The following is a 26,195-nucleotide window of genomic DNA, read 5'->3' as shown; positions in this document are numbered from 1 at the left end:
CGCCCGTCCTTTTTGGACGGGCGGGACGCCCATCCCACAAACTTGTGGAAGTTATTTAATTCTCATTCCTTAAGAGTTTTTAAGGTACTTTTCGAGAGGCGCGCTTCTACGAAACCCAGCCCAAAATCCGCAGCTAAGGCCATCAAAGCGGCTGGAATTGCCCCAGCCAAAAGTAACTGATTGTTGACGGTAGCAACGCCACGAAAAATAAACACCCCCAAGCCACCCGCACCAATTGCAGCGGCGATTGTAGCGAGTCCGATCGCAATTACCGCAGCAACTCGCACGCCCGCCAGAATCACGCCCAGCGCCAGGGGAATTTCCACTTGCCATAACAGTTGCATATCAGTCATTCCCATGCCTCTTCCCGCTTCCGTAATCGCTGGATCGACGCCGACAATACCAGTATAAGTATTGCGGATAATTGGCAGTAAAGAATACAGAGTCAGGGCGATAATTGCCGTGCGATCGCCTATTCCACCCAATACCGGCACCGGGATTAGCAAGCCAAACAAAGCTAAACTGGGAATTGTTTGCATAATATTAGCAAATCCCAAAATTGGCTTTTTCAATTTTGGTTTTCTCGTAGCTAAAATCCCCAGGGGAATCCCCACAATAATAGCGATAAAAATTGCAACAGTTACTAAATATAAGTGTTCACTGGCGCGCCGAATTATCTCCGCACCATACCGATTTAAAAATTCTATCATTTGGTAATTGGCAATTGTGGTATAATTAAAAATTTCGTAGGGGCGGGTTCACCAATATCTTTAATTCCCAACCATCAGCTTCAAAAACCCGCCCCGCCCATACCCATAAACCAATGATGCGATCGCACATCATATTATTACCCCGTCCCGGGTAATTGCAAACATTCAAGAAATGCCTGAGCTTCTGAATGCTGAGATTTCATAAAATCATCGGGCGATCCCAATTCAACCAACCGTCCGTCTTGCATCAAACCAATTCTAGAAGCTAACAAAAAAGCTTCTTGAATCCCGTGAGTCACAAAAATCACAGTTTTGCCGAGTTGCTGCTGCAATTGACCGAATTCCCGCTGTAATTCCAGACGAGTAATCGGGTCTAAAGCACCAAACGGTTCATCCATTAACAATATCGGAGGGTCAGCCGCCAGTGCTCTAGCGACGCCTACCCGCTGCCGCTGTCCCCCGGATAACTGATGGGGATAGCGTTTGGCGAAGTGCTGGGGGTCGAGGTTGACTAATTCTAACAGTTGCCGGACGCGAGATTGAATACGATCGCCCTCCCAACCTTCTAATTTCGGCACTAAACCGACGTTTTGCTCGACGGTAAAATGCGGAAACAAACCAATTTCTTGAATCACATAACCAATTTTTCGGCGCAGTTGAATTGGGTTCCACTGAGTTGTCGGTTTTCCCATGACAAGAACTTCGCCGCTGCTGGGCGTTAGTAAATTGTTAATCAATTTCATGGTAGTAGTTTTGCCACTTCCGCTGCGTCCCAGCAATACTAAAACTTCTCCTTGCAGCACTTTGAAATTGAGTTTCTCTACTAAATGCCTGCGGTTGAGGCGATATGTCACGTCGAGGCATTCGACAGCAACTTCTTTATTGAGAGGCATGATTACTTCCGGTGATTTGGGTTTTCAGGAATTTTAGAACTTACAGACAAGGGGCTAGAAACCCGGTTTTTTTCTTAGATAATTTGCTGCTTAACCCAATATTTGTCAGAGAAACCGGGTTTATGAGCGTAAGTCCTAAAATTAAAATCAGCGAGCATCGGGGGACAATTGCCAATTCTAAAATCTAAAATCTAAAATCTAAAATCTAAAATCGACTTGATTTTGCCATTCTAGCAGTAAGGCTCGACATTGGAGGCAAGTTAATTTTTTGAGCAAGTCGCGAATTCCGTCTGGGGTGACAGGATATTCAGCACCGAGAAGTTCGGGGTTTACTGTTGCTGTCGGGTGCAATTCTGCAACAAAACCGTAGAGTTTTTGATTGGAGAAGGAACTGTTTATTTCCCAGCCGACGGTGTTGATCGGTTCGATGCGGGCGATCGCACTTTCTGTCACGCCTAATTCTTTCTTGATTATAGCTGGAACGGCTTCTGCTGGCGTGGCTTCTGCTGGTACGCGACCGCCGGGAAAATCGAGGGTTGCTTCTGCCACGCCGGGGCGATACATCGGTGGGGGAAACAGCAATTTGTCAGCTTGAATGGTCAAGATTACAACTGAATCTGCTCTTTCTACTCGCCAATATTCTACTGTTTTTCCTTCGGTTGTTTCGAGATGTTCCGCGATTAGTTTTACCCAATGAGAGTTGATTTCTACAAAGCGATCTAGAGTTTTCCACTGGGATTTTGCAGTTTGGTTCATGTCGGAATTTTTGGAATAAATCATATCAATTCCGGTTGCACCGGAATGATGTTGACTGTTGACTGTTGACTGTTGACTGTGAATCGAACAACTGAAAATTGCGCCGAGATAGGTGGCGACTTGTAACAATCCTTCATGAATTGCCCTCTAATTTATCATTCCGATGCCGCCGGAAACGATATCAGGTGTTGTTTGTTATGGTAGGCGATCGTTGCCGAGCTGAACAATAGCCGATCGACCTTTTCAGCTTTGAGCCAGTTTTTTCCTCTCGATTGTAAATTTTTGCTACAACCTTACACATTCGCCTAGATAATTCCGTAACATAGACTACATAATCAAAATTTATCTGCGCCTTCGCTCTAGGTTGTTTCAACCGCGCCCTGGTTCAGAGTCTTAGCCCAAAAGGAGTTGTGATGAAACTGCAAACAGATATTCGTACTTGGCAATCCCAACCAACGCCCGGAAGCTTCGCCAGTGTCCGTGACTGGGAAAAATTTGGCTGCGCCGTACCTGCACCAAAATTGACTCCTTCTATGTGGGTTAAATTGTTCAATCCGCCAACCGCATTCAGCTTTGACGAAGCGTGGCTGTTGTGTGAATCTTCGGAAGAACAGTGGCTAGCTTGGATTCCTGATTATGGCGAAATTTTACTGAGTACACATGAATTTTGCGCTCCTAAATCGTGAATTACGCAGACAAACTTTCATAAACCAGGTGTTAAAATCCATATCCCTCGCGTTCCACGGGATTTTTTGGAAACAAGCTGGTTTCTGCGTAATTATCTCGTTTGCAGTGAGGAATGCAAGTCCTTAAACTTTGATAAGGACTTGCATTCCTCACTACAAACCTCTGATATAGCAATCCTAAATCATTTGCATAATTATTGTAGGGGCAATCCCCCCGTGGTTGCCCGATAGATAGGGGGTAGGCACGGGGAGTAGGGGTAGCACTACCCCTACAAATGTATCTGAATCATTTAGGATTGCTATAGCAATCCTAAATGAGTCGTAAACTTTTTACCCCACCCCAACCCTCCCCTTACTAAGGGGAGGGAGTAAGAAATTCACAAATGATTTAGGATTGCTATATATGATGTCGTTTCCGCCGATATCATAGAAGTCCTAATAGATATTAATTGAAATTTCGCCACCAAAAAGAGCAATAGGTTTTCTATTGCTCTTTTTGTTCAAAAACACTCTCTAGTTTTTATCTTTAGATAGCGGAAGTTATATCAACTGACCTCGATTGACCCCAATATCGCTGCGGTGACGGGTTTACTGTATCGATGCTTGCATGGGAGATATTGGTGAACCCGCCCTTACAGCAATTACGGTCAATTTAGCGCCTGTGATATTGCTGGCTTATTTGCAAACTGCACGGTTATTTGCGTTTCTGACAATCGTGCCTACTCTACCATTAATCTGAATCGGGTTCTTAGTGCTGGCTCGAATCAAGAGTGGTTGTTTGGCCAGACATTCTCTGATTGATGCTGCCCAGGAGGTGAGAGCTCCGGTGTATTCTGTACGACCCGCTGGGGCGCGAAACTGATCGGTAATTAGGAAATCCGAGGTAATGCTAGTGTCAGTACCAACATTGGTAATAATTGGAAAGTCAAATGCTCTGGGCAAGGTTCTGTCTTGGATTCTGCCCGGTACCAATTGGTAATTCTTCGAGCCACCCTTGTAGTCAATACCTGCTTGAGGGCTGGTGGGAGGGCTGGTTTGAGCCAATGCGGGAACAGGCAAGCTTGCTACCAAAACGGTGCAGGCACTCCAAAATAATTTCGATTTCATTCGATTCATCTCCTCAACTTTATGACGATTAGCACTAATTTAGGTAGGCTCAAAAGACACTAGCTTTTATTGAGAAAGCGCCTGATGATATTGAGCTTTTGAGTTTGAACTCAACTTACCTAATTTATTACCAAACATCTTCAAAAATGTTAAAACTGGTTGGCCTGACAAACTGTAGAAGAGTTTCAGTTGAGTTAGATATTTACACATCTGAAGTTGTTACAGCATTGGGGAGTCGGTTTTACCAGAATGATTCATTTTTGAGCGATGTCATTGGAACTTTATCAAATTTTGTCTCAGATATCAAGTTTTGCCGATCGCCTATCCTGTTTTAACACTGGTTTGCGGCTCGATCGAGGTTTGAGTGTTGCGGGCTATACCAGGGCGAGAAAGATGCTACAGTGCATCGATGGGCGTTTGAGTATTTTCAGGCGACAATAGACAGAGAAGGGGCTTGAAAATAGGTGATTTTAGTGGAAGATAGTAAATTTATCGACGTATCGGACATTATGGGTGTTCCCGCGGCTCCGGCGGGTTACAAATCGGGCTTTGTGGGTATTATCGGACGCCCGAATGTCGGAAAATCAACGCTGATGAATCAGTTGGTGGGGCAGAAAATTGCTATTACTTCGCCGGTGTCTCAGACGACGCGTAACAGGCTGCGGGGCATCCTAACGACACCGGAAGCACAAATTATTTTTGTAGATACTCCCGGAATTCACAAGCCACATCACGAATTGGGCAAGGTTTTGGTACAGAATGCCCGCACCGCGATTCAGTCGGTAGATGTGGTGCTGTTGGTGGTGGATGGTTCCGTGGAATCGGGAGGGGGCGATCGATATATTGTCGAAATTCTCAGCAATATCGGCATTCCGGTGATTTTTGGGATGAATAAATTGGACGAACAACCGTCCGATAGCGTGTTGATCGATCGAACTTACGAGCAAATTGTCAATCCTGAGTGGCCTGTAGTGAAATTTTCCGCTCTCACGGGCGAGGGTGTCGAGTCGCTGCAACAATTGTTAATCGAACATTTGGAGGTTGGGCCTTATTATTATCCGCCAGATTTGGTGACTGACCAGCCGGAACGCTTTATTATGGGCGAATTGATTCGGGAACAGATTTTGCTGCTGACGCGGGAAGAAGTGCCGCATTCCGTAGCAATTGCGATCGACATTGTTCAAGAAGAAGCAAAAATTACGCGCATTCTGGCGACAATTCACGTCGAACGGGACTCCCAAAAAGGTATTTTAATCGGTAAAAGCGGCAGTATGCTCAAGTCGATCGGTAGTGCGGCTCGCGAACAGATTCAAAAGTTAATTGAAGGCAAAGTGTATTTGGAGTTATTTGTCAAGGTGCAGCCGAAATGGCGGCAGTCGCGCACTCGTTTGGCAGAATTGGGCTATCGCGTGGAAGAATAAAGCGAACTGATGGAGCAAATAAGGGCGATCGTTGAGAGATTTGACAACTGAACTTCCCCTCGTAGGCAGAAGTTCAGTTTAAACTCACATCTTGCACCATTCTCAAGAACAGGCAAGATGCCTGTTCCACAAGAAAATTCACTCTTTGTGGAACAGGCATCTTGCCTGTTCCTAAACAAGTAATTGAGAATGGTGCAACATCTCAGTTTAAATTATTCCCCTAAAAACTCAGCCCGCAACTGTCAACTGTCAACTCTTTAAGCACGTTCTGCAAATTTTTGAACAGCTTTTGGTGCAAAAGCAGCAACTAAAAAAGAAGTTGTAATGTATTTGCCATCAGCATTTTTGCTAGTTATTGTGATTGCGCCAAACACAATTGCTGCAATCAGTGCAATAAAACTCATCGCTCGCATTGCCGAGTATTGTCCATTATCTGCCTGCAAAAATTGAGCCAGCTCTTGTCCGGGTTCAGAAGAATTTGCTGGAGCTTCAAGGATAGCAGAATGTGTCATTTGATTAACCTCATAAATGATTAAAGCTTAACTAACAGGACTTACGCAATAACTGAGAAACTACACTACCTGTAGTTGTAAAGTGCGCGTTTCACACCCTACAATTAGAGTCGGCACGTAAGTCCTATACAAGTGAGATATAGCCATCCTAAATCATTTGTGAATTTCTTACTCCCTCCCCTTGATAAGGGGAGGGTTGGGGTGGGGTAAAAAATTTACGACTCCTGCAAGGATTGCTATATACCGTTGTTTAGTGCGGTAACTTGCTCAAAGCGTGCCAAGTTCTCGGCCCGACAATTCCATCGGCTGGTAAACCCTTAATCGTTTGGAACTGGATCGCCGCTACTTTGGTCATAACCCCGAAGTATCCGTCAACAAAACCCAAATAGTATCCATTCAATTTCAAGACATTCTGAACAATTTTGACAGCATTACCTGAACTACCATTCATCAGAGTCGGCATATTCACAGGTGCACCAGAGTATAGTGCTTGCCAGGTTAGAGGACTGACAATCCCATCTTCAGGTAAAAAGACGCGGTGTTGATAGTCTTTGACGGCATCTTCAACATAGGTGTCGAAAATACCATCGATCGAAAAACCGTAATAATATCCCCAATGATATAAAAGCTGTTGCAGTTCCTTGACGGCTTGACCTGTAGAACCCCGTTTTAAAGTAGGTTTCATCAGTCCAGAGGCTTGAGCAACTGCAAGAGTAGATTGAGAAGTAGTATCGGCGACGACAGCGATAGCTTGATTATTGAGAGTTTTTTCTTCTGTAAACATGATGGGAATCCTCTGTGCATTCGAGTGTTTTCATTTGATATTTCAGGTATAACTGCTGTCTTCGGTGGCTTCACAGTCGCTTTTTATAGTGACACTTGTGTGAGCTCACACATTGGAGTGTCACTCATTTGAGTTATATCGTTTCCGCTTAGAGTTGATCGGCAGTGCGGCGCGAGAACAGATTCAAAAGTTAATTGAAGGTAAAGTATATGTGGAGTTATTTGTCAAGGTGCAGCCGAAATGGTGGCAGTCTCGCACCCGTTTAGCGGAATTGGGCCGGGTAGAAGAGTGAAACTTTGGCAGTTGGCAGTTGCGGTTCTTCCGTTCTTTAGACCTCTTGCAAAAAATCCTTTTCATCAATTGATAGGACGGGCAAGATGCCCATCCCACAAGAAAAAATAAATTTTGTGGGATGGGCATCTTGCCCGTCCTAATTATTTTTGCAAGAGGTCTTTTGAATCAAGAATCATGCACGACTTTCGCTCTGAGAGAGTTTCATCTGGTACCGAGAGTTACAAACCCCCGCTTAACAACTAGAACGCCATTCCAACAACCGTAAAGTAAACTGAGAGCAGCCCCATTCGCCCCAGTTGACCTATGCCACGTTGGTTCAATACTGCTGGCCCATGCCAAGAAGACATTCATTACGCACTGTCGCCCACGGTACGCTTACCAAGCTTAGAACGGTTAATCGCTCAACGCAACTATTTCGTCATCCACGCACCCCGGCAAGTGGGGAAAACCACCGCTATGCTGGCGTTAGCCAAACAACTCACCGAAAGCGGACAATACACCGCCGTGATGCTGTCAGTTGAAGTCGGCGCACCCTTCAGTCAAGACATCGCGGGTGCAGAGGATGCCATTCTCGGTGCTTGGCGACGGGCAATTTCGATTCGACTTCCCCCAGAATTGCAGCCGCCTGCTTGGCCCTCGTCGGAACCGGGACAGCAAATCGGCCATGTACTCAGCCTGTGGGCACAATCTTCTCCTCGTCCTTTGGTCATTTTCATCGATGAAATTGACGCACTACAAGACCAAGCGTTGATTTCTATTCTGCGACAACTGCGCGATGGTTATCCCAATCGCCCGAAAGCGTTTCCGCAATCGGTGGGTTTAATTGGTTTGCGGGATGTTCGCGATTACAAAGTGGCTGCTGGGGGAAGCGATCGACTCAATACATCCAGTCCGTTTAATATTAAAGTGCGATCGATTACTCTCAGAGATTTTAATGCCTCAGAAGTCGCCGAACTCTACGCGCAACATACCCAAGATACCGGACAAGTTTTTACACCGGAAGCTGTAGCGTTAGCTTTTGAACTGACTCAGGGACAACCTTGGTTAGTGAATGCTTTAGCTAAGGAAATTGTAGAAGAATTAGTGACAGATGAATCTATAGAAATTACACCATACCATATTTTAGAAGCCAAAGAAATTTTAATAAAACGGCAAGATACGCATTTGGATAGCTTGGCAGAACGACTCAGAGAAAACCGAGTCAAAGCCATTATCGAGCCGATGTTGGCAGGTTTGGAACTGGGCAATATCCCCAATGATGATATTCAGTTTTTAATCGATTTGGGTTTGTGTAAGATGGATGTTCAGGGTGGATTGACGATCGCTAACCCAATTTATCGCGAAGTTTTGCCCCGCGTACTCACCGTAACGCCAATGGCTTCTCTGCCGCAAATTGCACCGAGTTGGTTGACTCATGAAGGCAAATTAGACACGCAAGCGTTACTCAAAACTTTTCTGGAATTTTGGCTACAACATGGCGAACCGTTACTCAAAAGTGCATCTTATCCCGAAATTGCCCCGCATTTAGTGTTGATGGCATTTCTGCATCGGGTAATTAATGGTGGGGGAACGTTGGAGAGGGAATATGCGATCGGACGCGACAGAATGGATTTATGTTTGCGTTATGGTGAGGTAACATTGGGAATTGAACTGAAGGTTTGGCGAACTCGGAAAGTCGATCCGTTGAGTAAAGGGTTGGAACAGTTAGATGGATATTTGGCTCGATTGGGACAAGATGAAGGGTGGTTGGTGATATTCGATCGACGCGAGAATGCGATCGAATTAGAAGAACGATTGAATACTGAAATTCATCTGACACCAATGGGGCGAACCGTTACAGTTATTCGTGCGTGAAGAAGTTCTGATAAATGTCTCGATTTGTGCGATCGCCGAGGGTGTGCGATCGACTCTAATCTAAAATATAATTAAGAAGGGGTTGACATACACTATCGAGCTGCGGTATTACTCGATTATATCCAGTATTGTACCGCAACTGCAATAGAATTATTCGATCGCGCACCCATGTAACAAGCTAGTATATCTAATCTTTTCGCCAAACCTCAAACGAGGAGATTCTCAAAAATTCCAACTATGAACTACCGAAACCACATCACGATCGAAGCAAATAAACGCGGTGGTAAGCCTTGTGTACGCGGCTTGCGAATTACGGTTTATGAAGTGCTTGAGTACCTGGCTTCCGAGATGACCGAAGCAGAAATTCTTGACGATTTTCCCGATCTGACACGGGAAGATTTAAAAGCCTGTATTGCTTATGCTGCTGACCGCGAGCGTCGGTTTATGACCGCGACCTTATCGGCATGAAATTACTTTTTGATGAAAACTTGTCGCCCAAGTTGCCGAATCGTTTGAGCGATGTTTTCCCTAATTCGCTTCACGTTCGAGATGTGGGAATGAAAGCAACGATCGACCCAATAGTTTGGGATAAAGATAGCTTTTTTAATTAGGACGGCTTAAGTGATTGAGTCGAATCGTGTGGCGAATTCGATCGAGGAAAGGAGATTCTGATGGGGAGTAAGAAGGAGTTGACATACATCGTCAATCTGCGGTATTATACGGCTATACTCAGTAGAGTAGTCGGGGTTTAGTCTTGCACTTCAAGAGTTTTGTATATGAGCATACAATTTGTCCAAAGCCTAAAGGGACGGATAGAGTCTGAGATTGAGATATTAGAGAGAAATATAAAAGGTCAGAAGAGTGTTAATTTTCTTATTAAAACTCGCTGCTCGATAAACTCGCTTAAAAGCATTGCGGCGCGTCTAGTAAGAATTAAAGCACTGCTCGAAATACAAGATTATAATTTGGTTTTTATTGGAAAAATAGGCGTTGGTAAAACTACAGCTATATGTCATCTATTTAATCTGTTTCGCGAAGAAAAAACTGTTGGTAAAACCGGGAAGACTGTCAATAAAATTAGTGAATTGCTATCTACGGGATCAGGGAGGACAACTATTTGTGAAGTTGTCATACAACCCTCAATGTCCAAGAGAAGTTTCCTTGAGATAGAGCCATACAGCGATGATGAAGTTAAAGAATTTATCCGAGAACTCTGTATCTACTTCTGGAATAAGGAACGTGATCAAAATTCAGAAGTAACTGGCCCACCACCTACTGAACTGCTAAGAGCCATTAGAAATATCACTGATCTTCGAGACTCTCAGATTGAAGGAAAGCGTGTAGATAAAGCATCTGAACTTGCCCAGTCATCTAAAAATCTTGATGGCTTTTTAAAGTCCGTTCTTGAAAGAGCAAATTTATCACACAGAAATCAAACCCGTTTAGAATCTCTCCATGATTTTGAAAGTGTAGAAGATGAGAGAAAGTGGTTGCGTAATAACTTTAGCAATTTGAATCTTGGAAAAATGGATAAATTCTCTTTGCCCAAGAGAATTTATGTGGGTGTTAGTAATAAACTAATTGAATTTAATAAATATCCTCGCTTCAGATCAATCATTGACACAAGAGGTATGGATGATGATGCCAGAGATAGAAAAGATCTGTCTAATTACATCCGTAACCAAGACAATTCAATCTGTCTGTTTGCGGAACAATTTCCAGCTGCTCCAAGTAATGTTAGCGAGCTTCTGACGAGATACCTAACGCGAGAATCGAGAGATATTGATACAAAAGTAGCATTACTGGTTCTGTCTCGAAAGGGCGAACCTGAAGATGTCGTCAACTTAGATGGAAAAGTAGAGGATAGAAACGAGGGAATTGAGGTTAGAAAAAATCAGATCTATGATGCTTTTGCAAGAGAGAACATCAAGTTCTTGCCAAAGAATATTTTCTTCTATGATGCTCTTCAGTTCTACGACGAGGAACATATCCTGAAACCTCAGTATGAAAAGGATGATGTTTCTGATGCAAGAATTAAACTGTTAGATGCTATCAATGATTTAATTTCTAGAAGAGAGAGAGCCTTACTTCAAGAAGCAAAAAATTATGAACACATTTTTCAAGAAGTCATCAAAAGTGGAGGAGGATTAAGCCCCCAAGAGGAAAAATTAATAAACGATCTAAAAAAAACTATTGAGTCTCATGAAAAGACAGAGTTTTTGAGTAATTTTGAGAATAGATATAAGAATCATCTTAAAAGCTATCATGCGACGGTTTTTCGTGCAATAAATAATAGGTTTGGCACCTATGATCTGCGAGATATAGATATTTATTTCGATGGTTCTACTGTTGCAGAAGCATTACTTAGGGACAGGTTTCGTGAGTCAAAGGCAGAGATTATAGGTGCTGTTGAGTTGGTTGAGAAATATGCCTCAGAACAATCAGGGCTTAAACCCGTCATGAAAATTTTAAGCGAACAAATAGATGAATATTTTGAGAAATTTATTATTGAGATCGGGCAAGAAATTTGCTGCTGTATCAAAGATAGTCTTGCTCCCCAAACTTACTCTAATGAATTTTGGGATTATGCTCAAAATAGGTGGGGTCAAGGGCGTGGCTACAAAGATGATGTACTTGACAAATATGGTAGCCAAATTAATAGTTTAGATGATTGGCTGGTTAAGAGAGTACAAAAAGTTTGGAAGCAGAACTTTATGGATAGGATTCTAGAGTTCTTTGGTGAAAGTTGAAGTTGGCACAGCATAACAATCCCGCTGCACCGGAACGAAGTCGAGTTATCGGTGAGATGCAAAGTTCATCTGCGTCCGGTGAGCGGGAACGTTAGCCCGCTAAATCTTGGTTAGGGTATAGTTGATAATCATGAGTTAGTTGTAATCAAATACATTGTAAAGATTTAATGAATTTACGTAAAAACATTGTATTTATTGTGGAAAAAATATAAACTCCTAAAGGGTGCTGTTCAATTTGTTGTATTCCCGGCTTATTGATAAAAGTCGGGCTGCCGTTGGATTGAAGTTGTAAAAAATTCAAAGTGTAGGAGCATACCCATGAACAGGAGATTACTGATTTTCTCGATCGCAGCGGTGGTTTAGGGAATGGGGCATAGGTAATGGGTGGGATGTTAAACCAAAATGTCCCTGTGTACTAACGCTATCTCGCAAACGCTGCCTGACTTTGGAGATGATTCGGAAGCTCGATCGAGAGTTAAGCTAAATAAAACTCCGAGTTCTGCATCGATGCTTATTAGAAGCGAATAATTTCGATCGTGCCTCGCGATCGCACAAAACAAACATCAAATTCTCGAAAGAAGTTCGTTTGCCCGAGAATTAATGGAACCTGAGAGGCTTGTGCCCAAGCAAATGCTAGGCGAACGGGTTCCAGATTCCCAATTTGAACATCTACAAATACACCCCGCGCCTCAACCGTTGCCAGATTTCCAGCCAATGGCAAGCGGACAGTTTGTTCCTCCCAAATTGCACCCAATTGCAGACCAATGTCATAAGGTAATAGATTGACCGCAGACCCAGTATCTAGCAGTGCATTCGCCGAGACAGAAAAGCCTGCATGAATCAGAGTGATGGGAATCGTGGGTAATGCTTCATCGTCAGAAAAGGGAAACTCGATCGAACTAGGCATGAGTAGATGCCTCTCGATCGTCTCGAATCATCTGCATCATAATGTTTGCAGCTTCCGTTGCATCGTAGAGCGATCGAACCGGATACTCTGATGCAGAAAAGATGACTTGTAGTTCAGCGTCTGGGATTTGCACTGCTAGGAGTTTGAAGAGTGATAATTTGTCTGACTGGCTCAGATTGTTCACCAAAGGTATTAACTCAGCGAGAGACATGGTTTAAACTCCCAGAAGTACGAGAATACATCTATCATAAACGCAGCCTGACTTTGGAGATGGTTCGGAATCTCGATCGAGAATTAAGCATTCCTTACGAGATTCCGATCGAGCCTTATCCTGCACAAAAACTTAGAAACTTGAACGCGAAGAAAAAGCCGCCCCAAAAGGACGGGACTTTAGCACTCCGCTACACTCCGCTTATTACCAAGGAGTATCAAGGCAATTCAACCGAACTCGGTTTAGCAATGTGAGGCAAGCCCCAGCCCAATTTTTCCCGCAAAATGTGGAAAAACTCAAAAGATTGCACCCGAATAAAGCGGGCTGGGTACGGAGCTCGCTCGACTTGCACCCAATCCTCCGGCAAAACATAACATCCGCCGTTACCATCTACCACCATTACCAGGCGGGTCGGACTCGCCGGCAAAATCTTGATCGGCTCAGTGTTGGAAAACACCAAAGCCCGCGAAGCCATTGAATGCGGGCAAATAGGCAGCAACTGCAACACCGGCACTCCGGGAATGATCACAGGCCCGCCGGCAGACAGCGCGTAAGCCGTCGATCCAGTCGGAGTCGAGATAATTACCCCATCTGCGGCAATGTCAATAGAGGCGTGCTGCCCGATCGCCACTTCAAAATGACACATACAAGTCAGCGGTTCCCGGTGCAGCACCATTTCATTGAGACAAAGGGCTTCCCAGAGGCAGTCGTTTTCTCGAAACAACCGCACCGCCAGCATTGATCTTTCTTCTATTTCGTATTCTCCAGCGATTACCTTTTCCAAAGCTTGCGGCAGCAAGTTCAGGTAAGTTTCTGTTAAAAAGCCCATGTGACCGGTATTGACAGTCAGCAGCGGCACTCCAATCGGAGCAACTTGGCGAAATGCCGACAGCACCGTACCGTCGCCGCCCAAAACCACTGCAAACTCCATGTCGCTGTCAAAACCGGGGGGGACGAGTTGTTCGATCTGAGTGTGGCACAGGGGGCGATCGGGGCTAGAATAGCCCAGAATTCCTCCCGAACCAGAAACCGAGCAAACCTCCCAGCCGCGGGCAGTCAGCTTGTCTTCCAACTCTGCGGCGATGCGACAAGCCACAGGTTTAACGTCGTTGTATATAATCCCAGCTTTCGGCACTTTAAAATGTAAAGGGCATTTTTTGTTTACTCCGTTTTTTAGTTTTAAGCTGCTCGTACTCTATTTCCTTGAGCTTCTTCATAATCAGATTAAAGTATTCTTCGAGATAAGACTCCAAAGTAGTAGTTTCTTTGGGGTCGATTCCGAAGACACTGTAAACATCATCCATCGGAGCTTTCAAGGGTTTTCCGGCTGCCAAAACTTCTGAAAAAGCCAATCTGTCAGCTACGTTCCAACTCCACTGAAAGAACTTAGCAAATTGACGAGTAGCCTTCAACAAGGCGTCTGGGGTGCGCGTAATTTTGGCTTGCTTCCCTGACAGCCGTTCGCACAACCGCACGATTTCGTCAGCATCCCAAGCGCGATTTCCCACCACCGGAAAGCTTTTTTTCTCGGTTTCGGGAACGGAAAGGGCCCGGACGGCAAATTTAGCAACGTCTTGAGTGTTCATGTAGGCAAGGGCGGATGGCTTGTTGGGCAGCCAGACTGCCTGATTGTCCAAAATCGGCATTGCATACAGGCTCACCAGTCCTTGCAAAAAGCCGCAAGGTCTCAAGATTGTGTAGTCTAGACCGGATTCTGCTAAGAACAATTCGGTACAGCGCTTAATTTCCAACAAGGGGACTTGAGGATATTTCTCCGCGTCGAGAAAGGAAAAGAATATGTAACGCTTGATGCCTGCTGCTGCTGCTGCTTGGATCAGCGATACTTTTCCGTCCCAGTCTACTCTTTTGATGCTGACAGAATCGGCTGCACTGGCTGTTGCTGCATCGATAATAGCAGTGACGCCTTCTAGGGCCGGAGGCAGACTGTCTGGCTGGCAAAGGTTCCCCGGTACGAGTTCAGCGCCCCATTCTTTCAAAAATGCAGCTTTTCTGTAACTTCTGACTAAACAGCGCACCTGGTAGCCCTCGTCTAGGGCGCGGCGGGCTATCTGGCGGCCGAGAGTGCCGGTGGCACCTAAAATCAATAAAGTCATCTAGGGATTAATTATGAATCTTAAACTTTCTATAAGATGGTATCAGGTTTTTGTTAAGTTTGTTATAAAAACTTAACAAAAACCTGAAATTTTCTCATTTTAGGCTTGAGATATTCGGAACAAGGCTGACTTTCGGCAGCAAGTAGACTCTAGAAGGCAGAAGGTAGAAGGCTTCTGAAGGATTGGTTGAAAAAAACTTATTCTTCGCCGCCTTGCAATTTGAGCAGGAGGAAGCCTCCACCTATACCCACGAAAATTAGGGAAAAGGACAAAAAGGCTGCATTGAAAATTTCAGGATTCATGATTATATATGTCCAATTGGGCGATCGCATGAAATAAAGATAATATAATTTGGGTCAACCCGGTACAGGAATGCTAAAATTTCAGTGCCGAAATTCCTGTATTTTGTTGGAGAAAACTGCCTTGAGTCTCGATCGGGAATCAAAACTAGCTGTAACTCTGGGAGATCCGGCGGGAATTGGCCCGGAAGTGATTCTCAAGGCATTGGCAGATCCCGCTGCTGCTTTGAGGGTAACGGTTATAGGTTCTAGGAGAGTTTTGCAGCAAACTTACGATAAGTTGCGATCGACCAATCCAGCAACAGAAGCGGCAAATCCCGAAACATTAAATATTATTGATATTGAACCAGACAACAAGTGGGGCGAAATAGTCCCCGGTGTCGGTAGTGCAGCTAGCGGGGCCGCTAGCTTTGCTTACATGGAAAGTGCGATCGCCCGTACCATCGCCGGCGAATTCTCCGCCATAGTGACCGGCCCGATTTCCAAAACTTGCTGGCAGGCGGCCGGTTACAATTATCCCGGACAAACAGAACTCCTCGCAGAAAGGGCAAAATCGCAGCGGTTCGGAATGCTGTTTGCCGCCACATCTCCCCACAGTGGCTGGACGCTCGTAACTTTACTCGCTACCACACATATTTCCCTGCGTCAAGTCCCCGATGCTTTGACTCCAGAATTATTGAGCGAAAAACTAGAATTGCTGGTAAAGTGTTTGCGGGAAGATTTTGGGCTAGAAAGACCGAAAATTGCGATTTCTGGCTTAAATCCTCACAGCGGCGAAAATGGCAAACTGGGAAATGAAGAGCAAGACTGGATGATACCTTGGTTGGAAACGCAGCGCGATCGCTTTCCTCAAGTGCAGTTAGACGGGCCCGTCCCCCCCGATACCCTGTGGGTAAAACCGGCTAAAGTTTGGTACGGTTTAGCCACAGAAGCTCACGACGGTTACTTGGCAATGTACCACGACCAGGGGTTGATTCCAGTAAAATTGATGGCTTTCGATAAAGCAGTCAACACTACAATTGGCTTGCCTTTTGTCCGCACATCTCCGGATCACGGCACAGCTTTTGATATTGTAGGTCAAGGGCTTGCAGATGCCTCCAGCATGAAGGCAGCATTGCAGTTGGCGGCCCAGTTGGCTAGTCGCAGAACAGCAGTTAAAATAGGGCGATAGGTTTAGTACGCCAGACGCTCGGAAAAATTGTGTCATTCCTATTGATTTTCGCTGGGGTGAGGCGGCAAGCAAGCTGGTAATTTCCTTCGGTGGATTAAAATCAACTTTTGGTAGCGCAGTATGGCAGAATCTAATGATAATTCAGGCAAAATATATCAGTCAGAAAAAGAGGTTTCTGATGCAACTCTGGCAAGTTCTAAAGCTGGAGAGCAGCTTCAGGAATTGCTAACCATACTGACGGAATTTCAGTTATTGAAGAAATCCAAAAAAGAGCCAAGCCAGGTGAAATTACCGCTTTCGGAAAAGTCGGTGCAGCGGTTGGAGGATGACGAAAATCGGCGCAAACAATTGTCTTTTCGGATCGAATCACCGAGTATTGTACCGGAAGTATTAACTAACGATGAAGAGATCCCATCTCAAAGACGAGAAAACAATAATGAGGAACCCGATTTATCTATAGCGGGGAAAGTAACTAAAAAAACTCGACCGTCGGAAGAAGAATTAGAACAAGCAGTAGAGCAGTTTAAGCAGTTGCAACAATTGCTATTTGAAAGGGATTTACCGGAATTTTACAGTAATGTTTTGAGCGTGGAACAAAGGTTAGAAAATTTTGAGAAGCTGATGTCTGAGCCCGAAGAGTTGATGATTTTGCTGAAACCGTTAATTCCTGAATTAGTGAGAGAAGAATTAGATGGGTTGAAGTTGGAATTAAAAAAGGCGATCGAACTCGCGAGCAATAATAAAATTAATCGGATCGAGTTGGAGGCAAAATTAGCAGACTGGGAAAATCAGATTGCTAATTTGAACCAGCAGCCACTGCCGAATGCAGAACAGTTAATGCAACGGCTGATGCCGGTGGTGGGCGATCTGCTCAACCGTAAGGTAGAGGAGTCTAAGTTAGAGGTGGCTTCGGCGATCGCACCGAGAGTCAATCAAGTAATTCACAATCAAAACGGACTTGAAGAACAGGTAGTAAGAATTGAAGATAGAGTTGCAAATATTCAGCAGCGTTACCAGCAGCAACCGGAAGATTTAATCAAGCAGCTAGTACCAGTAGTTAGCGATTTACTGAACCGCAAAATTAGTGAATTAAAATTAGAGGTGGTAGAAGCTGTCGCCCCCTCAGTACAGGTAAGAATAGCTTGGGTAGAAATAGAAGAAAAAGTATTGAGCATCATCGAACGCCGACTGGCTACGCAACAGTCGCCAATTCAGAAGCCAGAAGAGATAATGGCGATGCTAATGCCGGCAATAACAGATTTGCTGAATCAGAAAATCGATGAATCAAAATTACAAGTAGCAGCGACGATCCAACCTTTGATAGAGTCAGCAATTCTTCAAAGAGAAGTTCAAGGAAAATTGAGCGACGTAGAAAGTAGACTAAATAATCTTCAGCGACAGCAAAAAACTCAACCGGAAGATATAATGGCAAGGTTAATGCCGTTAATGATTGAGTCGCTGAACCGAAAAATCGAGGAGACAAAGTTAGAGGTGAGAGAGGCGATCGCACCTGGTGTCAACACGGCTATTCAAAACAGCGGTATTGCAGCACAAATATTAAATAATGAAACTAAGATTGTCGAAGTTCAGCAGCAAGTTTTAGGCGAGATAGAAGGGTTGATGGCAAGAATAATGCCAGTGATTGTAGAAATGCTGTCCCGAAGCATCGGGGAAGCAAAGCTAGAGATAGAATCTGCGATCGCCCCCGCTGTCGATGCCATCATTCAGAATAAAAGGATCGATCAAAGACTCGGGAAGCTCGAACAAAAAATTGTGGCGATCGAACACCGAATTTATGAATCCACAGACTTGTTTACCGATTTACTGAAACCTTTGATTGACGAGCTGATGGTTAGCCATCACGCTCAACTACAAAAGTCGGTCATCGAATCTATTTTACCATTGTTAGATGAAGTTGTAAGTTATAATTACAGACTCAACGATAAAGTAGGGGAACTAGATCGCAAAATTACTGATGCGGAATGGGGAGGCGATCGGGAAGAATTAATCGCCCGAATTAAAATCATGTTTCCCGAAATGATGCTCCAAACCATTAATGAGTCGAGACAATCATTTGTCGAAACCATAAGTCCGATAATTGATGAAATAATTAATACCAAAACCAGAGAAAATCGACAATCGATGGGAGTAGCCATATCGCCGGCTCTGACTGTAGGAATCAGCCACAGAATGAGTGAATCGCCCGATGAAATTGCAATGGCGATCGCGCCGGAAATGGCCACCGCTATCAAACAGCAAATTCATCTCAAACGAGAAGCAATGTCGGATGCACTTTATCCGATCATCGGCAGCACGATTTTAAAATACATCGCCGAGATGATGCGGGAGATTAATGAAAAAGTCGAATCAGCTTTAAGTCCAGAGGGAATTAGCCGCAAAATTAAAGCCAAAATACAGGGAATTTCTGAAGCAGAATTGCTGATGAAAGAAACAACACCACTCAGTGTTAAAGCTGTTTTTTTAATTCAAACACAATCGGGCTTAGTAATTTCAGCAGTGCAGCATTCTGAACGCGAACAGCTAGAATCAGACATGGTGGCTGGGATGCTGACTGCTATTCGGGCTTTTGTCAACGATTGTATATCTCAGTCTGGAAATGTTGCAGAAATTGATGCAATAGAATACGGCACATCTACGATCGTATTGGAAGTGGCGGGTTCGTGTTATCTAGCAGTAGTGATGCAAGGAGAAACCCGCCAGTGGTTTAAGTATAAAATGCGATCGATATTCAACAATATTGTTCAAGAATACGGAGATAAACTTCAGTCATTTAACGGCGATCCAGCAACTGTGCCACCCGAAGTAAACTCGAAATTGCAAAAATTAATCGATACAGAGGTAAAAGTTAAATCTCGTAAACGTCCAATTTTACCCATGATCGGTTTGGCAGCGTTAGGTTTAATTGGCCTACCTTGGGGAATTCATCAATACCGCAGCGGAGTTGAAGCGAGCTTAGAAGCAGATACGAATTTAGCATTACAATCTGCTCCAGAGTTATCGGTTTATCGTATCGTGGCAGATGTTAAAGATAAATTATTGCAGATTTCGGGACGAGTGCCGAATCAAAATCTGCGATTGAAAGCGGAAAAAATCGCTCAGCAAGTGGCTCCACAATCAAGAATTGAAAATAAAATTATAGCCGTTGAAGTACCTCCCGATCCAGTTTTAGTCGAAGCCGATGTCAAGCGGACAGCAGCTCTTTTGAATAAAGTAGAAAGCATTAATATCTCAGCTCGCTATGCAGAGGGAAAAGTCGCCGTTGCAGGCAGTGTGAGCCAAGTGCCAGATGCTCAGAAAATAACTCAAGCTTTTGAGAAAATTCCGGGGGTGAAGTCTGTAACAAATACAGTGATAATAGGAACTCCACCGCCACCAAAGATAATAATGCCAGTTCGCGTGTATTTCGGTGCAGGCTCGGCAAGTTTGCAGGCGAAAGATGTAGCACAAAAGCTTAGCAAAGTCAAGGAATATATGGAGAAAAATCGCACGAAGAATTTAAGGATAGTTGGCTACAGCGATTTTAAAAGCAGTCCGACCGAAAATCAAAACTTGGCACTGGAAAGGGCGACAAATGTGAAAAATATTTTGGTTAGACAAGGGATAAATGGCAACAGAATACAAGTTGCTTCTACTAAGGGTCGTCCCGAAGGTGTGGAGGCAAATCAACCGCTGTGGCTGAGCAGATTGGTAGTATTTGAGGTGATCAATTAAAATTGGGAATGGGGAATTGGGCATCGGGCATCGGGCATCGGGCATAGGGCATCGGGCATCGGGCATCGGGCATCGGGCATCGGGCATCGGGCATTGTTAATTGGGAATTTTCCCTAATGATTAATGACTAATGACTGTTGACTAATGACTGTTGACTAATGACTCCTGACTACTGATATCATGTCCGATCGATTGACCATAATATCCCGGCCGGGCGGGTTTTTGAGATTGTCAATTATTGGCAGGTATTGTTGGTGAACCCGCCCCTACCTGATTTCGGGTAATCGACAGGATATGACTAATGACTACTGACTACTGACTAATGACTAATGACTACTGACTAATGACTCTTAAATTAATCGAACTCGCCCAGAGGTAAAGGCTTGTATTCGATCGCCCGCCAAGCATATTAGCAAGCGGCCGCATCCGTCAATGCCGGCGGCTTCTCCGCAGATGGTTTCCGACGCAAGTTCGATCGCCACCTGGCAGCCAATCAACGCATCGCGGCGGCGCAATTCCGGCAAAAGTAGCGCTAAACCGGACTTGGAGACTGGCTTGTCTGTGGTAGAAAACATATCGGCTAGTTCGAGTAAATAGTGTCGCAGTCGATCGACCAAACACAGTTCATCCGGTACTGTACTAGCAATAGAATGCAAGCTTACCGCATTGCCGAGATCCCTTTCATCCAATCCCGCAGCCGCGAAATCTACGCAGCGGTTGAGTCCAATTCCCACAACCGCGCGAGTTTTACCAGAAACATTGCCGGAAGTAGCTTCGCAGAGAATTCCGGCTAATTTGTGGCGATCGATCCAGACATCGTTTGGCCATTTCAGGCGCAGCATATCGCGACAGTCGGGAACCAAATCTTCGATCGCGTAAATCACCGCTAAACCCGCTGCTAAACTGAGTCCCGGCAACAGATTGGGGTTGAGGTTTTCTAGGACAAAACTAACAGTCAAGACACCGCTTGGGGCGTGCCAGGTGCGCCCGTGTTGGCCGCGCCCGCTGGTTTGTCGCTTCGTAAATACAGCATCTCCGTGGTGGAGTTGGGCCGCGCGGGCGATCGCCCAACTGTTGGTACTCGGACAGGTATCCAAGGAGTGTAGCCAGTGATGCAGGTTTGGGCGATCGGGTTCTGTGGTTGCGGGCACGGGAGTTAAGGGCAATTCAGACAAGGTTTGATTTGTAGTATTTGATATTTAAAAGCTGATTATCGCATTTTCCAGAAGTGCCACCTCGCGCGACGGCGAGAATTCAGAGACATTGGAGTGTAGTACAGTTTCAGCATCAGATTTACCTTACGCCACAACATCTGTTTAGCCACATAATCTCTTGATTTATAAGGGTTACGGGGGACGCAGAGGGTTTGTTGGAGCGATCGACACCCCTTTAAAAAACCCAATTTAAAAAAAAGTTGTATTACCCCCTTGACAGTCTTGTACTACGTAATGTAGTATAAATGTATGGCGAAGGGGAAAGAGCTTCAAAGCCTTACCCCAGGAGCAATATGAACCTTGAAAACTGAATAGGAAGTTAATCGTGTCACACAATTGTGGACATCGGCGGTGTAGACTCCGGCAACAATAGCCCGATCGGGTTGTAGTACGCGAAATCAACCGCCACCCCGTCCCAACTTGAGTAATTCAAGGACAGAATATTGTTCATTTTCGCGGGGGTATAGCTCAACCGGTCAGAGCATTCGCCTGTCGAGCGAAAGGTTGCGAGTTCAAGTCTCGTTACTCCCGTCAGTCGATTTTAGATTTTAGATTTTAGATTTACTCCACAGGAGAAGAATCTGGACTCTGGAACTTTGGTCTAAAATCCACACCTCCTGTCGGAAAGCAAGTATCCGTTTTTCGGCGGGGGTCAAAGTCCCGTAGGCAAAAGTCAAGCCGTCTCCCCCTCTGGCGTGAAGATTGCGAGTGCAAACCTCGTCGGGACTCCCAGGTTAGGTGGCTGAGTGGCTCAAAGCGTCGGTCTGCAAAACCGATTTTCGCGGGTTCAAATCCCGCCCTAACCTCTGTTCCCAATCAGGAATTAAAAATTAGAAATTAAAAGATTAAACTAACAGTCTTTTAATTGAAATTTTTAACTTTGAAAAGGAACGAAGCGAAAGTGACATTGCAGCGTAGCTTAATAGTAAAGCGCCAAGTTCATACCTTGGTCAATGCGGGTGCAAATCCCGCCGCTGCCACCAAAAGCAGGGATGGTGTAACTGGCAACACTCTGGTCTCCAAAACCAGCATTCTGAGTTCAAATCTCAGTTCCTGTGCCAATTTATAGTGCTGTAGGCAAATGGTTTAAGCCGCTTGGTTTTCACCCAAGTGATTGCGGGTTCAACTCCCGTCAGCACTTCTCGTGGGTCGTTGGCAGAATGGTTTTGCAGCCGCCTTTTAAGCGGATGGATCGAGGTTCAATTCCTCGGCGACCTACCAAAAATCCTATCTTGGGTCGGCCCTCCTATTGGCGTGGGTAGCTGTCTGTAAAACAGTAGCTTAAAGCGTTGCTGGTTCAATTCCAGCCCGACCCATTTGTAACTGCATTTAATCCGCAGTTGCAATTTTGAGAACGTGGTGTAGCCGGATAACATCTCAGTTAATAAAACTGAAGATTGAGGGTTCAAATCCCTCCGTTCTCGCTGTGGAGAGGTGGCCGAGAGGCTTAAGGCGCTTTCCTGCTAAGAAAGAGCGGTTTAACAGCCGTCGAGGGTTCAAATCCCTCCTTCTCCGTTTTCCCCCGATAGCTCAGTTGGTAGAGCGCTTGTGTGAAGAACAAGAGGTCGTCAGTTCGATACTGACTTGGGGGATTGCGTTGCCTTATAGCTCAATGGTAGAGCAAGCGGTTGTTAACCGCTAGGTTGTAGGTTCGAGTCCTACTGGGGCAGCCATTTTTTAAATTGCCTGGTAGACAAATTAGTAAAGCCGCCTATCTCTGAAATAGGAGTTTCTGTCTGTAGGTTCAAAGCCTACCCCGGTACCCAATTATTGGGAAGTCGCCTAATCGGTATGGCACCGCTCTTTGAAAGCGGCAAAATGCAGGTTCGATCCCTGCCTTCCCAGTTCTGCTATTACCAAAGCAGATCAATTACACTCCTGTAGCCCAATTGGTAGAGGCCGCAATTTCAAAAATTGTGTTGTGTGAGTTCAAATCTCACTAGGAGTACCAAATTTTTAACTAAGTTTCTAGTTGCTCCTGTGGCGGAATTGGCAGACGCGGCAGACTTAAAATCTGTTTTATTTTGAGTGTGAGTTCGAGTCTCACGAGGAGCATGAACGGGATGTAATTCAGCGGCCAGAAGCCATGCTTTGGGAGCATGGAGTCGTTGGTTCAAATCCAACCATCCCGACTTTACCCCTGTGATGTAATTGGAAAACATCACTCGCTCAGAACGAGTGTTTTTTGCAGGTTCGAGGCCTGTCAGGGGTATGAGGTTTTATTCAATCTCAAATCTCAAATCTCAAATCGGTTTTGCCCCTGTAGCCCAATCGGTAGAGGCGCTAGATTTAGGATCTAGTTAGTGCTGGTTCGATGCCAGTCAGGGGTATTTGGTGACATCGCGGGTGAAGTAGCCTGGGTAGGCTTGGAGGTCTCATAAGCCTCTTAATAGCAGGTTCAACTCCTGCCCCCGCCACCAAAAATGCAGGTGTGATGTAATTGGCAACATGAGGCTCTTGTAAAGCTTTCTTGCAGGTTCAACTCCTGTCACCTGCTTGGGAAAATACGATCGCTATTTAGCCAGAATTGCGATCGCCACCTTCCCAAATTTGCAGTTGTCGTTCGGCCGCAACAAAACAGTTTACATACGGCGTGGGATAAACAAAATAGTCGTAAGCCAGTGCCATTTGCCGCGCGGCTTCGCGATAAGGAACTCTGCCTATCCCCGTTCCTAAACCCGGACAAACGACACTCTCAATTTTACGTTTTGCGTGTCGATTGTAGCGCCGAATTGTTAATAGCATTGCCCACATTGCCACATACGGAACGTCTGTACCCACAACAGACATAGGTACGCGCATGGTGGGAGTATGAGCGAGAAAAGGATGTTTGGGATGGTGAGTTTCGATGATGAATGACGTGCCAACGGGTTGTTCGCCTAAATAGTCTTCCAAGATATGCTGCTGCACCCTAACCATCAGAGAATGACCGAAAAAACCAACGATAGCTGCGTCGATACCGCCATCCATCATGCCAAATGAATTAGCGGGACTCACCAAACAGTCATACTCGGTTAAATCCTCGAAACATTTGTTGGTAATTTCGAGATTGGGTAAGTAGAAAAAATGTTCTTGGAATGCCGCAAATAGTTCGGTATTGGGTGCTGTAAGTATAAGTTTCATGTGTTTTATCTCCGAGCGCTAGTTTAGCAAATAGCTAAGGGCGATCGTACTAATTTTTCCAAAAAATTGTCATAATTGAGGTTGAGTAGTTCAAGGTTAAACTATGCTAGCAACTGACAACACCTCAATGGGAAAAATTATTACCACACTCACCGTGACTAACCGCGCCGATCAAAATGTCGCAGCCAGAGGATTTATGCCTTCCGACCAAATCCGTTCAGTCACTCTAAATAATGTGCTAGTTGATACAGGTGCAACAACATTGTGTTTGCCTGCAAGTATCATTGCACAACTCGGTTTAGAATTGCTCAAAGAAGTGGATGTAGAGACTGCTAATGGCATTGGTAAAGCCAGAATTTTTCAGGATGCTAAAATTTCTTTAGTAGGACGCGAAGGCACGTTTGAGTGTTTGGAATTGCCCGGAGGTATGAATCCTTTATTAGGCGTGATTCCTCTAGAAGCCCTGGGAATTGAATTAGATTTAAAAAATCAGCGATTAGTAACTTTACCCATCAGTCCAACGCAAACTTACTTGACAATTTTGTAAAGGCTGTATGTTGAGGTTAAAGAGATACAATCGGTAAAACTAATTGAAGTGCGGATATGGTGCAACGGTAGCATCTGAGTCTTCCAAACTCGCGATACGGGTTCGAGTCCCGTTATCCGCTTGGCTAAAACGAGGTTTTCTTCAATCCGAAATCTAAAATCGCCAGAGGTTTTCTTCAATCCAAAATCTAAAATCTAAAATCTAAAATCGGTTTATGGGAGTGTAGCTCAATGGATAGAGCGCCGCGCTTCGGACGCGGATGTTGTGGGTTCGAGTCCTACCACTCTCGTTGTTTTTTATTTAATTTAAGGAGGTTGATTCCATTGAATGGATAATTTTTTATATTAAGAGCGATCCTCTTCGAGGGCTTCGCTAACGCCCTTTGCGTGTCCCAATCTTTGGAGCCTACATACTTTAGTACGAGAGGAAAGGTACCGCTGTCAAAATCAGCGGGCGTTTGAGAACGAGGAGTGCATTGAACCCGGCAGGTTGGCTTAAAGGTAGCCATCCTTTAAAGAGTGTGTAGCAACTCATCGGCGGAGTCCCTCTAGTAACTGAGAAAACGCAATGCTCTGATAACTTGCACGGAAAGTGCGTGAAGCGCAGCTATCCCGTAGGGAATCGCACATTAACAAAAAACATGGGAGTGTAACTCAACTGGATAGAGTGTCGAGCTTCTACCTCGAATGTTGTGGGTTCAAGTCCTACCGCTCCTGCTGTCTGGGGTTCGTAGCTTAATTGGTAAAGCATCTAACTGGCTGTTAGAAAGATATCGGTTCAAATCCGATCGCGATCCACCACACCAATTTTAGATTTGAGATTTTCGATTTTAGATTTACTCCACAGGTGAATCTTTTACGCGGGGTCATTCGATTTTAGATTTGAGATTTTCGATTTTAGATTTACTCCACAGGTGAATCTTTTACGCGGGGTCATAGCTCAATTGGTAGAGCGCTTGCTTTGCACGCAAGAGGCCAGGAGTTCGATTCTCCTTGACTCCACTTTCGGTGTCTGAAGTCGATTTTAGATTTTAGATTTTAGATTTACTCCACAGGTGAATCTTTTACGCGGGGTCATAGCTCAATTGGTAGAGCGCTTGCTTTGCACGCA

The 26,195-nt window shown here is 44.8% G+C and carries 24 protein-coding genes, 23 tRNA genes and 1 pseudogene; 35 read left to right on the top strand and 13 right to left on the bottom strand.

What is annotated here, in order from left to right; genetic code table 11:
* Positions 1 to 62 precede the first annotated feature (62 nt).
* From QUB12_RS27485 to QUB12_RS27475, 3 genes are all read right to left on the bottom strand, one after another.
* Positions 63 to 710, bottom strand: a complete 648-nt coding sequence (locus QUB12_RS27485; RefSeq protein WP_333145310.1) for an ABC transporter permease — start codon at positions 708 to 710, stop codon at positions 63 to 65.
* 137 nt (positions 711 to 847) lie between these two features.
* Complete coding sequence (locus tag QUB12_RS27480; protein ID WP_333145309.1) at positions 848 to 1,603, bottom strand: ATP-binding cassette domain-containing protein; 756 nt, start codon at positions 1,601 to 1,603, stop codon at positions 848 to 850.
* 198 nt (positions 1,604 to 1,801) lie between these two features.
* Positions 1,802 to 2,488, bottom strand: a complete 687-nt coding sequence (locus QUB12_RS27475; protein WP_333145308.1) for an NUDIX hydrolase — start codon at positions 2,486 to 2,488, stop codon at positions 1,802 to 1,804.
* 284 nt (positions 2,489 to 2,772) lie between these two features.
* Between QUB12_RS27475 and QUB12_RS27470 the strand changes: the two genes are divergently transcribed.
* Positions 2,773 to 3,045, top strand: a complete 273-nt coding sequence (locus QUB12_RS27470; RefSeq protein ID WP_333145307.1) for a hypothetical protein — start codon at positions 2,773 to 2,775, stop codon at positions 3,043 to 3,045.
* Between the two features lie 675 nt (positions 3,046 to 3,720).
* On the opposite strand, the gene QUB12_RS27465 is transcribed toward QUB12_RS27470, so the two are convergent.
* Positions 3,721 to 4,152, bottom strand: coding sequence for a hypothetical protein (locus tag QUB12_RS27465; RefSeq protein ID WP_333145306.1), 432 nt, complete (start codon positions 4,150 to 4,152; stop codon positions 3,721 to 3,723).
* A 267-nt stretch (positions 4,153 to 4,419) separates the two neighbouring features.
* On the opposite strand from QUB12_RS27465, the gene QUB12_RS27460 reads away from it, so the two are divergent.
* Positions 4,420 to 4,593, top strand: coding sequence for a hypothetical protein (locus QUB12_RS27460; RefSeq protein WP_333145305.1), 174 nt, complete (start codon positions 4,420 to 4,422; stop codon positions 4,591 to 4,593).
* A gap of 68 nt (positions 4,594 to 4,661) precedes the next feature.
* Complete coding sequence (gene era / locus QUB12_RS27455) at positions 4,662 to 5,573, top strand: GTPase Era (RefSeq protein ID WP_333309280.1); 912 nt, start codon at positions 4,662 to 4,664, stop codon at positions 5,571 to 5,573.
* Between the two features lie 257 nt (positions 5,574 to 5,830).
* On the opposite strand, the gene QUB12_RS27450 is transcribed toward era, so the two are convergent.
* The gene (locus QUB12_RS27450; protein ID WP_333309278.1) at positions 5,831 to 6,085 is read right to left on the bottom strand and encodes a hypothetical protein; all 255 of its coding nucleotides are present in this window, start codon (positions 6,083 to 6,085) and stop codon (positions 5,831 to 5,833) included.
* Positions 6,086 to 6,335: 250 nt separating this feature from the next.
* Positions 6,336 to 6,869 carry a peptidoglycan-binding protein gene (locus tag QUB12_RS27445; protein WP_333309276.1) on the bottom strand — a complete coding sequence of 178 codons (534 nt, stop codon included), beginning with the start codon at positions 6,867 to 6,869 and terminating at the stop codon, positions 6,336 to 6,338.
* A gap of 148 nt (positions 6,870 to 7,017) precedes the next feature.
* Here QUB12_RS27445 and QUB12_RS27440 point away from each other — a divergent pair.
* From QUB12_RS27440 to QUB12_RS27420, 5 genes and pseudogenes are all read left to right on the top strand, one after another.
* A pseudogene (locus tag QUB12_RS27440) lies at positions 7,018 to 7,161 on the top strand (GTPase Era); the annotation flags it as partial.
* A gap of 305 nt (positions 7,162 to 7,466) precedes the next feature.
* Positions 7,467 to 9,017, top strand: a complete 1,551-nt coding sequence (locus tag QUB12_RS27435) for an ATP-binding protein (RefSeq protein ID WP_333203454.1) — start codon at positions 7,467 to 7,469, stop codon at positions 9,015 to 9,017.
* A 237-nt stretch (positions 9,018 to 9,254) separates the two neighbouring features.
* Positions 9,255 to 9,485 carry a DUF433 domain-containing protein gene (locus tag QUB12_RS27430; protein WP_006634608.1) on the top strand — a complete coding sequence of 77 codons (231 nt, stop codon included), beginning with the start codon at positions 9,255 to 9,257 and terminating at the stop codon, positions 9,483 to 9,485.
* Positions 9,482 to 9,628, top strand: coding sequence for a DUF5615 family PIN-like protein (locus QUB12_RS27425; RefSeq protein WP_333203452.1), 147 nt, complete (start codon positions 9,482 to 9,484; stop codon positions 9,626 to 9,628). The genes QUB12_RS27430 and QUB12_RS27425 overlap by 4 nt, the downstream gene beginning before the upstream one ends.
* 165 nt (positions 9,629 to 9,793) lie before the next feature.
* Positions 9,794 to 11,767, top strand: coding sequence for a hypothetical protein (locus QUB12_RS27420; RefSeq protein WP_333309275.1), 1,974 nt, complete (start codon positions 9,794 to 9,796; stop codon positions 11,765 to 11,767).
* A gap of 514 nt (positions 11,768 to 12,281) precedes the next feature.
* On the opposite strand, the gene QUB12_RS27415 is transcribed toward QUB12_RS27420, so the two are convergent.
* Together QUB12_RS27415 and QUB12_RS27410 are read right to left on the bottom strand one after the other, a co-directional pair.
* Positions 12,282 to 12,674 carry an aspartyl protease family protein gene (locus QUB12_RS27415; protein ID WP_333145301.1) on the bottom strand — a complete coding sequence of 131 codons (393 nt, stop codon included), beginning with the start codon at positions 12,672 to 12,674 and terminating at the stop codon, positions 12,282 to 12,284.
* Positions 12,667 to 12,885, bottom strand: coding sequence for a hypothetical protein (locus QUB12_RS27410; protein WP_333053554.1), 219 nt, complete (start codon positions 12,883 to 12,885; stop codon positions 12,667 to 12,669). The genes QUB12_RS27415 and QUB12_RS27410 overlap by 8 nt, the downstream gene beginning before the upstream one ends.
* Positions 12,886 to 12,944: 59 nt before the next feature.
* Between QUB12_RS27410 and QUB12_RS27405 the strand changes: the two genes are divergently transcribed.
* Positions 12,945 to 13,139 (top strand): hypothetical protein, encoded by a 195-nt coding sequence (locus tag QUB12_RS27405; protein WP_333309273.1) that lies wholly within the window; start codon positions 12,945 to 12,947, stop codon positions 13,137 to 13,139.
* Here the strand turns inward: QUB12_RS27405 and QUB12_RS27400 are convergent.
* The 3 genes from QUB12_RS27400 to petM all read right to left on the bottom strand — a co-directional run bounded on the left by QUB12_RS27400 (position 13,103) and on the right by petM (position 15,301).
* Positions 13,103 to 14,020 carry an NAD(+) kinase gene (locus QUB12_RS27400; RefSeq protein WP_333170020.1) on the bottom strand — a complete coding sequence of 306 codons (918 nt, stop codon included), beginning with the start codon at positions 14,018 to 14,020 and terminating at the stop codon, positions 13,103 to 13,105. The two genes, QUB12_RS27405 and QUB12_RS27400, sit on opposite strands and share 37 nt — an antisense overlap.
* 1 nt (position 14,021) lies before the next feature.
* Positions 14,022 to 14,999: an NmrA family NAD(P)-binding protein gene (locus QUB12_RS27395; protein WP_333309271.1), complete on the bottom strand. Its 978-nt coding sequence runs from the start codon at positions 14,997 to 14,999 to the stop codon at positions 14,022 to 14,024.
* 197 nt (positions 15,000 to 15,196) lie between these two features.
* Positions 15,197 to 15,301 carry a cytochrome b6-f complex subunit PetM gene (gene petM / locus QUB12_RS27390; RefSeq protein WP_172189541.1) on the bottom strand — a complete coding sequence of 35 codons (105 nt, stop codon included), beginning with the start codon at positions 15,299 to 15,301 and terminating at the stop codon, positions 15,197 to 15,199.
* 70 nt (positions 15,302 to 15,371) lie between these two features.
* Between petM and pdxA the strand changes: the two genes are divergently transcribed.
* Positions 15,372 to 16,469 carry a 4-hydroxythreonine-4-phosphate dehydrogenase PdxA gene (gene pdxA / locus QUB12_RS27385; protein WP_333309269.1) on the top strand — a complete coding sequence of 366 codons (1,098 nt, stop codon included), beginning with the start codon at positions 15,372 to 15,374 and terminating at the stop codon, positions 16,467 to 16,469.
* 120 nt (positions 16,470 to 16,589) lie between these two features.
* A complete protein-coding gene (locus QUB12_RS27380) occupies positions 16,590 to 20,201 on the top strand; it encodes an OmpA family protein (RefSeq protein WP_333309267.1) in 3,612 nt (1,203 codons plus the stop codon).
* 350 nt (positions 20,202 to 20,551) lie between these two features.
* Here QUB12_RS27380 and QUB12_RS27375 read toward each other — a convergent pair whose 3' ends face one another.
* Positions 20,552 to 21,376 (bottom strand): biotin--[acetyl-CoA-carboxylase] ligase, encoded by an 825-nt coding sequence (locus tag QUB12_RS27375; protein WP_333145297.1) that lies wholly within the window; start codon positions 21,374 to 21,376, stop codon positions 20,552 to 20,554.
* Positions 21,377 to 21,872: 496 nt separating this feature from the next.
* Between QUB12_RS27375 and QUB12_RS27370 the strand changes: the two genes are divergently transcribed.
* The 18 genes from QUB12_RS27370 to QUB12_RS27285 all read left to right on the top strand — a co-directional run bounded on the left by QUB12_RS27370 (position 21,873) and on the right by QUB12_RS27285 (position 23,912).
* Positions 21,873 to 21,946: transfer RNA gene (locus QUB12_RS27370), tRNA-Asp, on the top strand.
* A gap of 201 nt (positions 21,947 to 22,147) precedes the next feature.
* Positions 22,148 to 22,221 (top strand) — tRNA-Cys (locus QUB12_RS27365).
* 102 nt (positions 22,222 to 22,323) lie between these two features.
* A tRNA-Met gene (locus QUB12_RS27360) sits at positions 22,324 to 22,398 on the top strand.
* A gap of 3 nt (positions 22,399 to 22,401) precedes the next feature.
* A tRNA-Trp gene (locus QUB12_RS27355) sits at positions 22,402 to 22,476 on the top strand.
* Between the two features lie 6 nt (positions 22,477 to 22,482).
* A tRNA-Glu gene (locus QUB12_RS27350) sits at positions 22,483 to 22,556 on the top strand.
* 5 nt (positions 22,557 to 22,561) lie between these two features.
* Positions 22,562 to 22,636: transfer RNA gene (locus tag QUB12_RS27345), tRNA-Lys, on the top strand.
* Positions 22,637 to 22,649: 13 nt separating this feature from the next.
* Positions 22,650 to 22,731: transfer RNA gene (locus tag QUB12_RS27340), tRNA-Tyr, on the top strand.
* A 34-nt stretch (positions 22,732 to 22,765) separates the two neighbouring features.
* A tRNA-Tyr gene (locus QUB12_RS27335) sits at positions 22,766 to 22,839 on the top strand.
* A 4-nt stretch (positions 22,840 to 22,843) separates the two neighbouring features.
* Positions 22,844 to 22,930, top strand: a tRNA-Ser gene (locus QUB12_RS27330).
* Positions 22,931 to 22,934: 4 nt separating this feature from the next.
* Positions 22,935 to 23,007: transfer RNA gene (locus tag QUB12_RS27325), tRNA-Phe, on the top strand.
* A gap of 6 nt (positions 23,008 to 23,013) precedes the next feature.
* Positions 23,014 to 23,088, top strand: a tRNA-Asn gene (locus tag QUB12_RS27320).
* Positions 23,089 to 23,098: 10 nt separating this feature from the next.
* Positions 23,099 to 23,181: transfer RNA gene (locus QUB12_RS27315), tRNA-Gln, on the top strand.
* A 5-nt stretch (positions 23,182 to 23,186) separates the two neighbouring features.
* A tRNA-Gln gene (locus QUB12_RS27310) sits at positions 23,187 to 23,260 on the top strand.
* 29 nt (positions 23,261 to 23,289) lie between these two features.
* A tRNA-Leu gene (locus QUB12_RS27305) sits at positions 23,290 to 23,366 on the top strand.
* Between the two features lie 23 nt (positions 23,367 to 23,389).
* Positions 23,390 to 23,470: transfer RNA gene (locus QUB12_RS27300), tRNA-Leu, on the top strand.
* A 4-nt stretch (positions 23,471 to 23,474) separates the two neighbouring features.
* Positions 23,475 to 23,547, top strand: a tRNA-Pro gene (locus tag QUB12_RS27295).
* Positions 23,548 to 23,671: 124 nt separating this feature from the next.
* A tRNA-Leu gene (locus QUB12_RS27290) sits at positions 23,672 to 23,745 on the top strand.
* A 95-nt stretch (positions 23,746 to 23,840) separates the two neighbouring features.
* A tRNA-Thr gene (locus QUB12_RS27285) sits at positions 23,841 to 23,912 on the top strand.
* 20 nt (positions 23,913 to 23,932) lie between these two features.
* Here QUB12_RS27285 and QUB12_RS27280 read toward each other — a convergent pair.
* On the bottom strand, positions 23,933 to 24,538 hold the full coding sequence (locus QUB12_RS27280) for a macro domain-containing protein (protein ID WP_333145295.1): 606 nt from the start codon (positions 24,536 to 24,538) through the stop codon (positions 23,933 to 23,935).
* Positions 24,539 to 24,641: 103 nt separating this feature from the next.
* Between QUB12_RS27280 and QUB12_RS27275 the strand changes: the two genes are divergently transcribed.
* The 6 genes from QUB12_RS27275 (at position 24,642) to QUB12_RS27250 (ending at position 26,086) form a co-directional block, all read left to right on the top strand.
* Complete coding sequence (locus tag QUB12_RS27275) at positions 24,642 to 25,085, top strand: retroviral-like aspartic protease family protein (RefSeq protein WP_333101624.1); 444 nt, start codon at positions 24,642 to 24,644, stop codon at positions 25,083 to 25,085.
* A 50-nt stretch (positions 25,086 to 25,135) separates the two neighbouring features.
* A tRNA-Gly gene (locus QUB12_RS27270) sits at positions 25,136 to 25,206 on the top strand.
* A 95-nt stretch (positions 25,207 to 25,301) separates the two neighbouring features.
* Positions 25,302 to 25,374 (top strand) — tRNA-Arg (locus tag QUB12_RS27265).
* A gap of 353 nt (positions 25,375 to 25,727) precedes the next feature.
* A tRNA-Arg gene (locus tag QUB12_RS27260) sits at positions 25,728 to 25,801 on the top strand.
* Positions 25,802 to 25,808: 7 nt separating this feature from the next.
* Positions 25,809 to 25,885, top strand: a tRNA-Ala gene (locus tag QUB12_RS27255).
* Positions 25,886 to 26,013: 128 nt separating this feature from the next.
* Positions 26,014 to 26,086, top strand: a tRNA-Ala gene (locus QUB12_RS27250).
* Positions 26,087 to 26,195: the final 109 nt, after the last annotated feature.

The sequence above is a fragment of the Microcoleus sp. B7-D4 genome (assembly GCF_036705125.1).
Classification (GTDB): domain Bacteria; phylum Cyanobacteriota; class Cyanobacteriia; order Cyanobacteriales; family Microcoleaceae; genus Microcoleus.
Note: the sequence above shows the minus strand (reverse complement) of the source record. Positions and strands in the feature narration are given on the sequence as shown.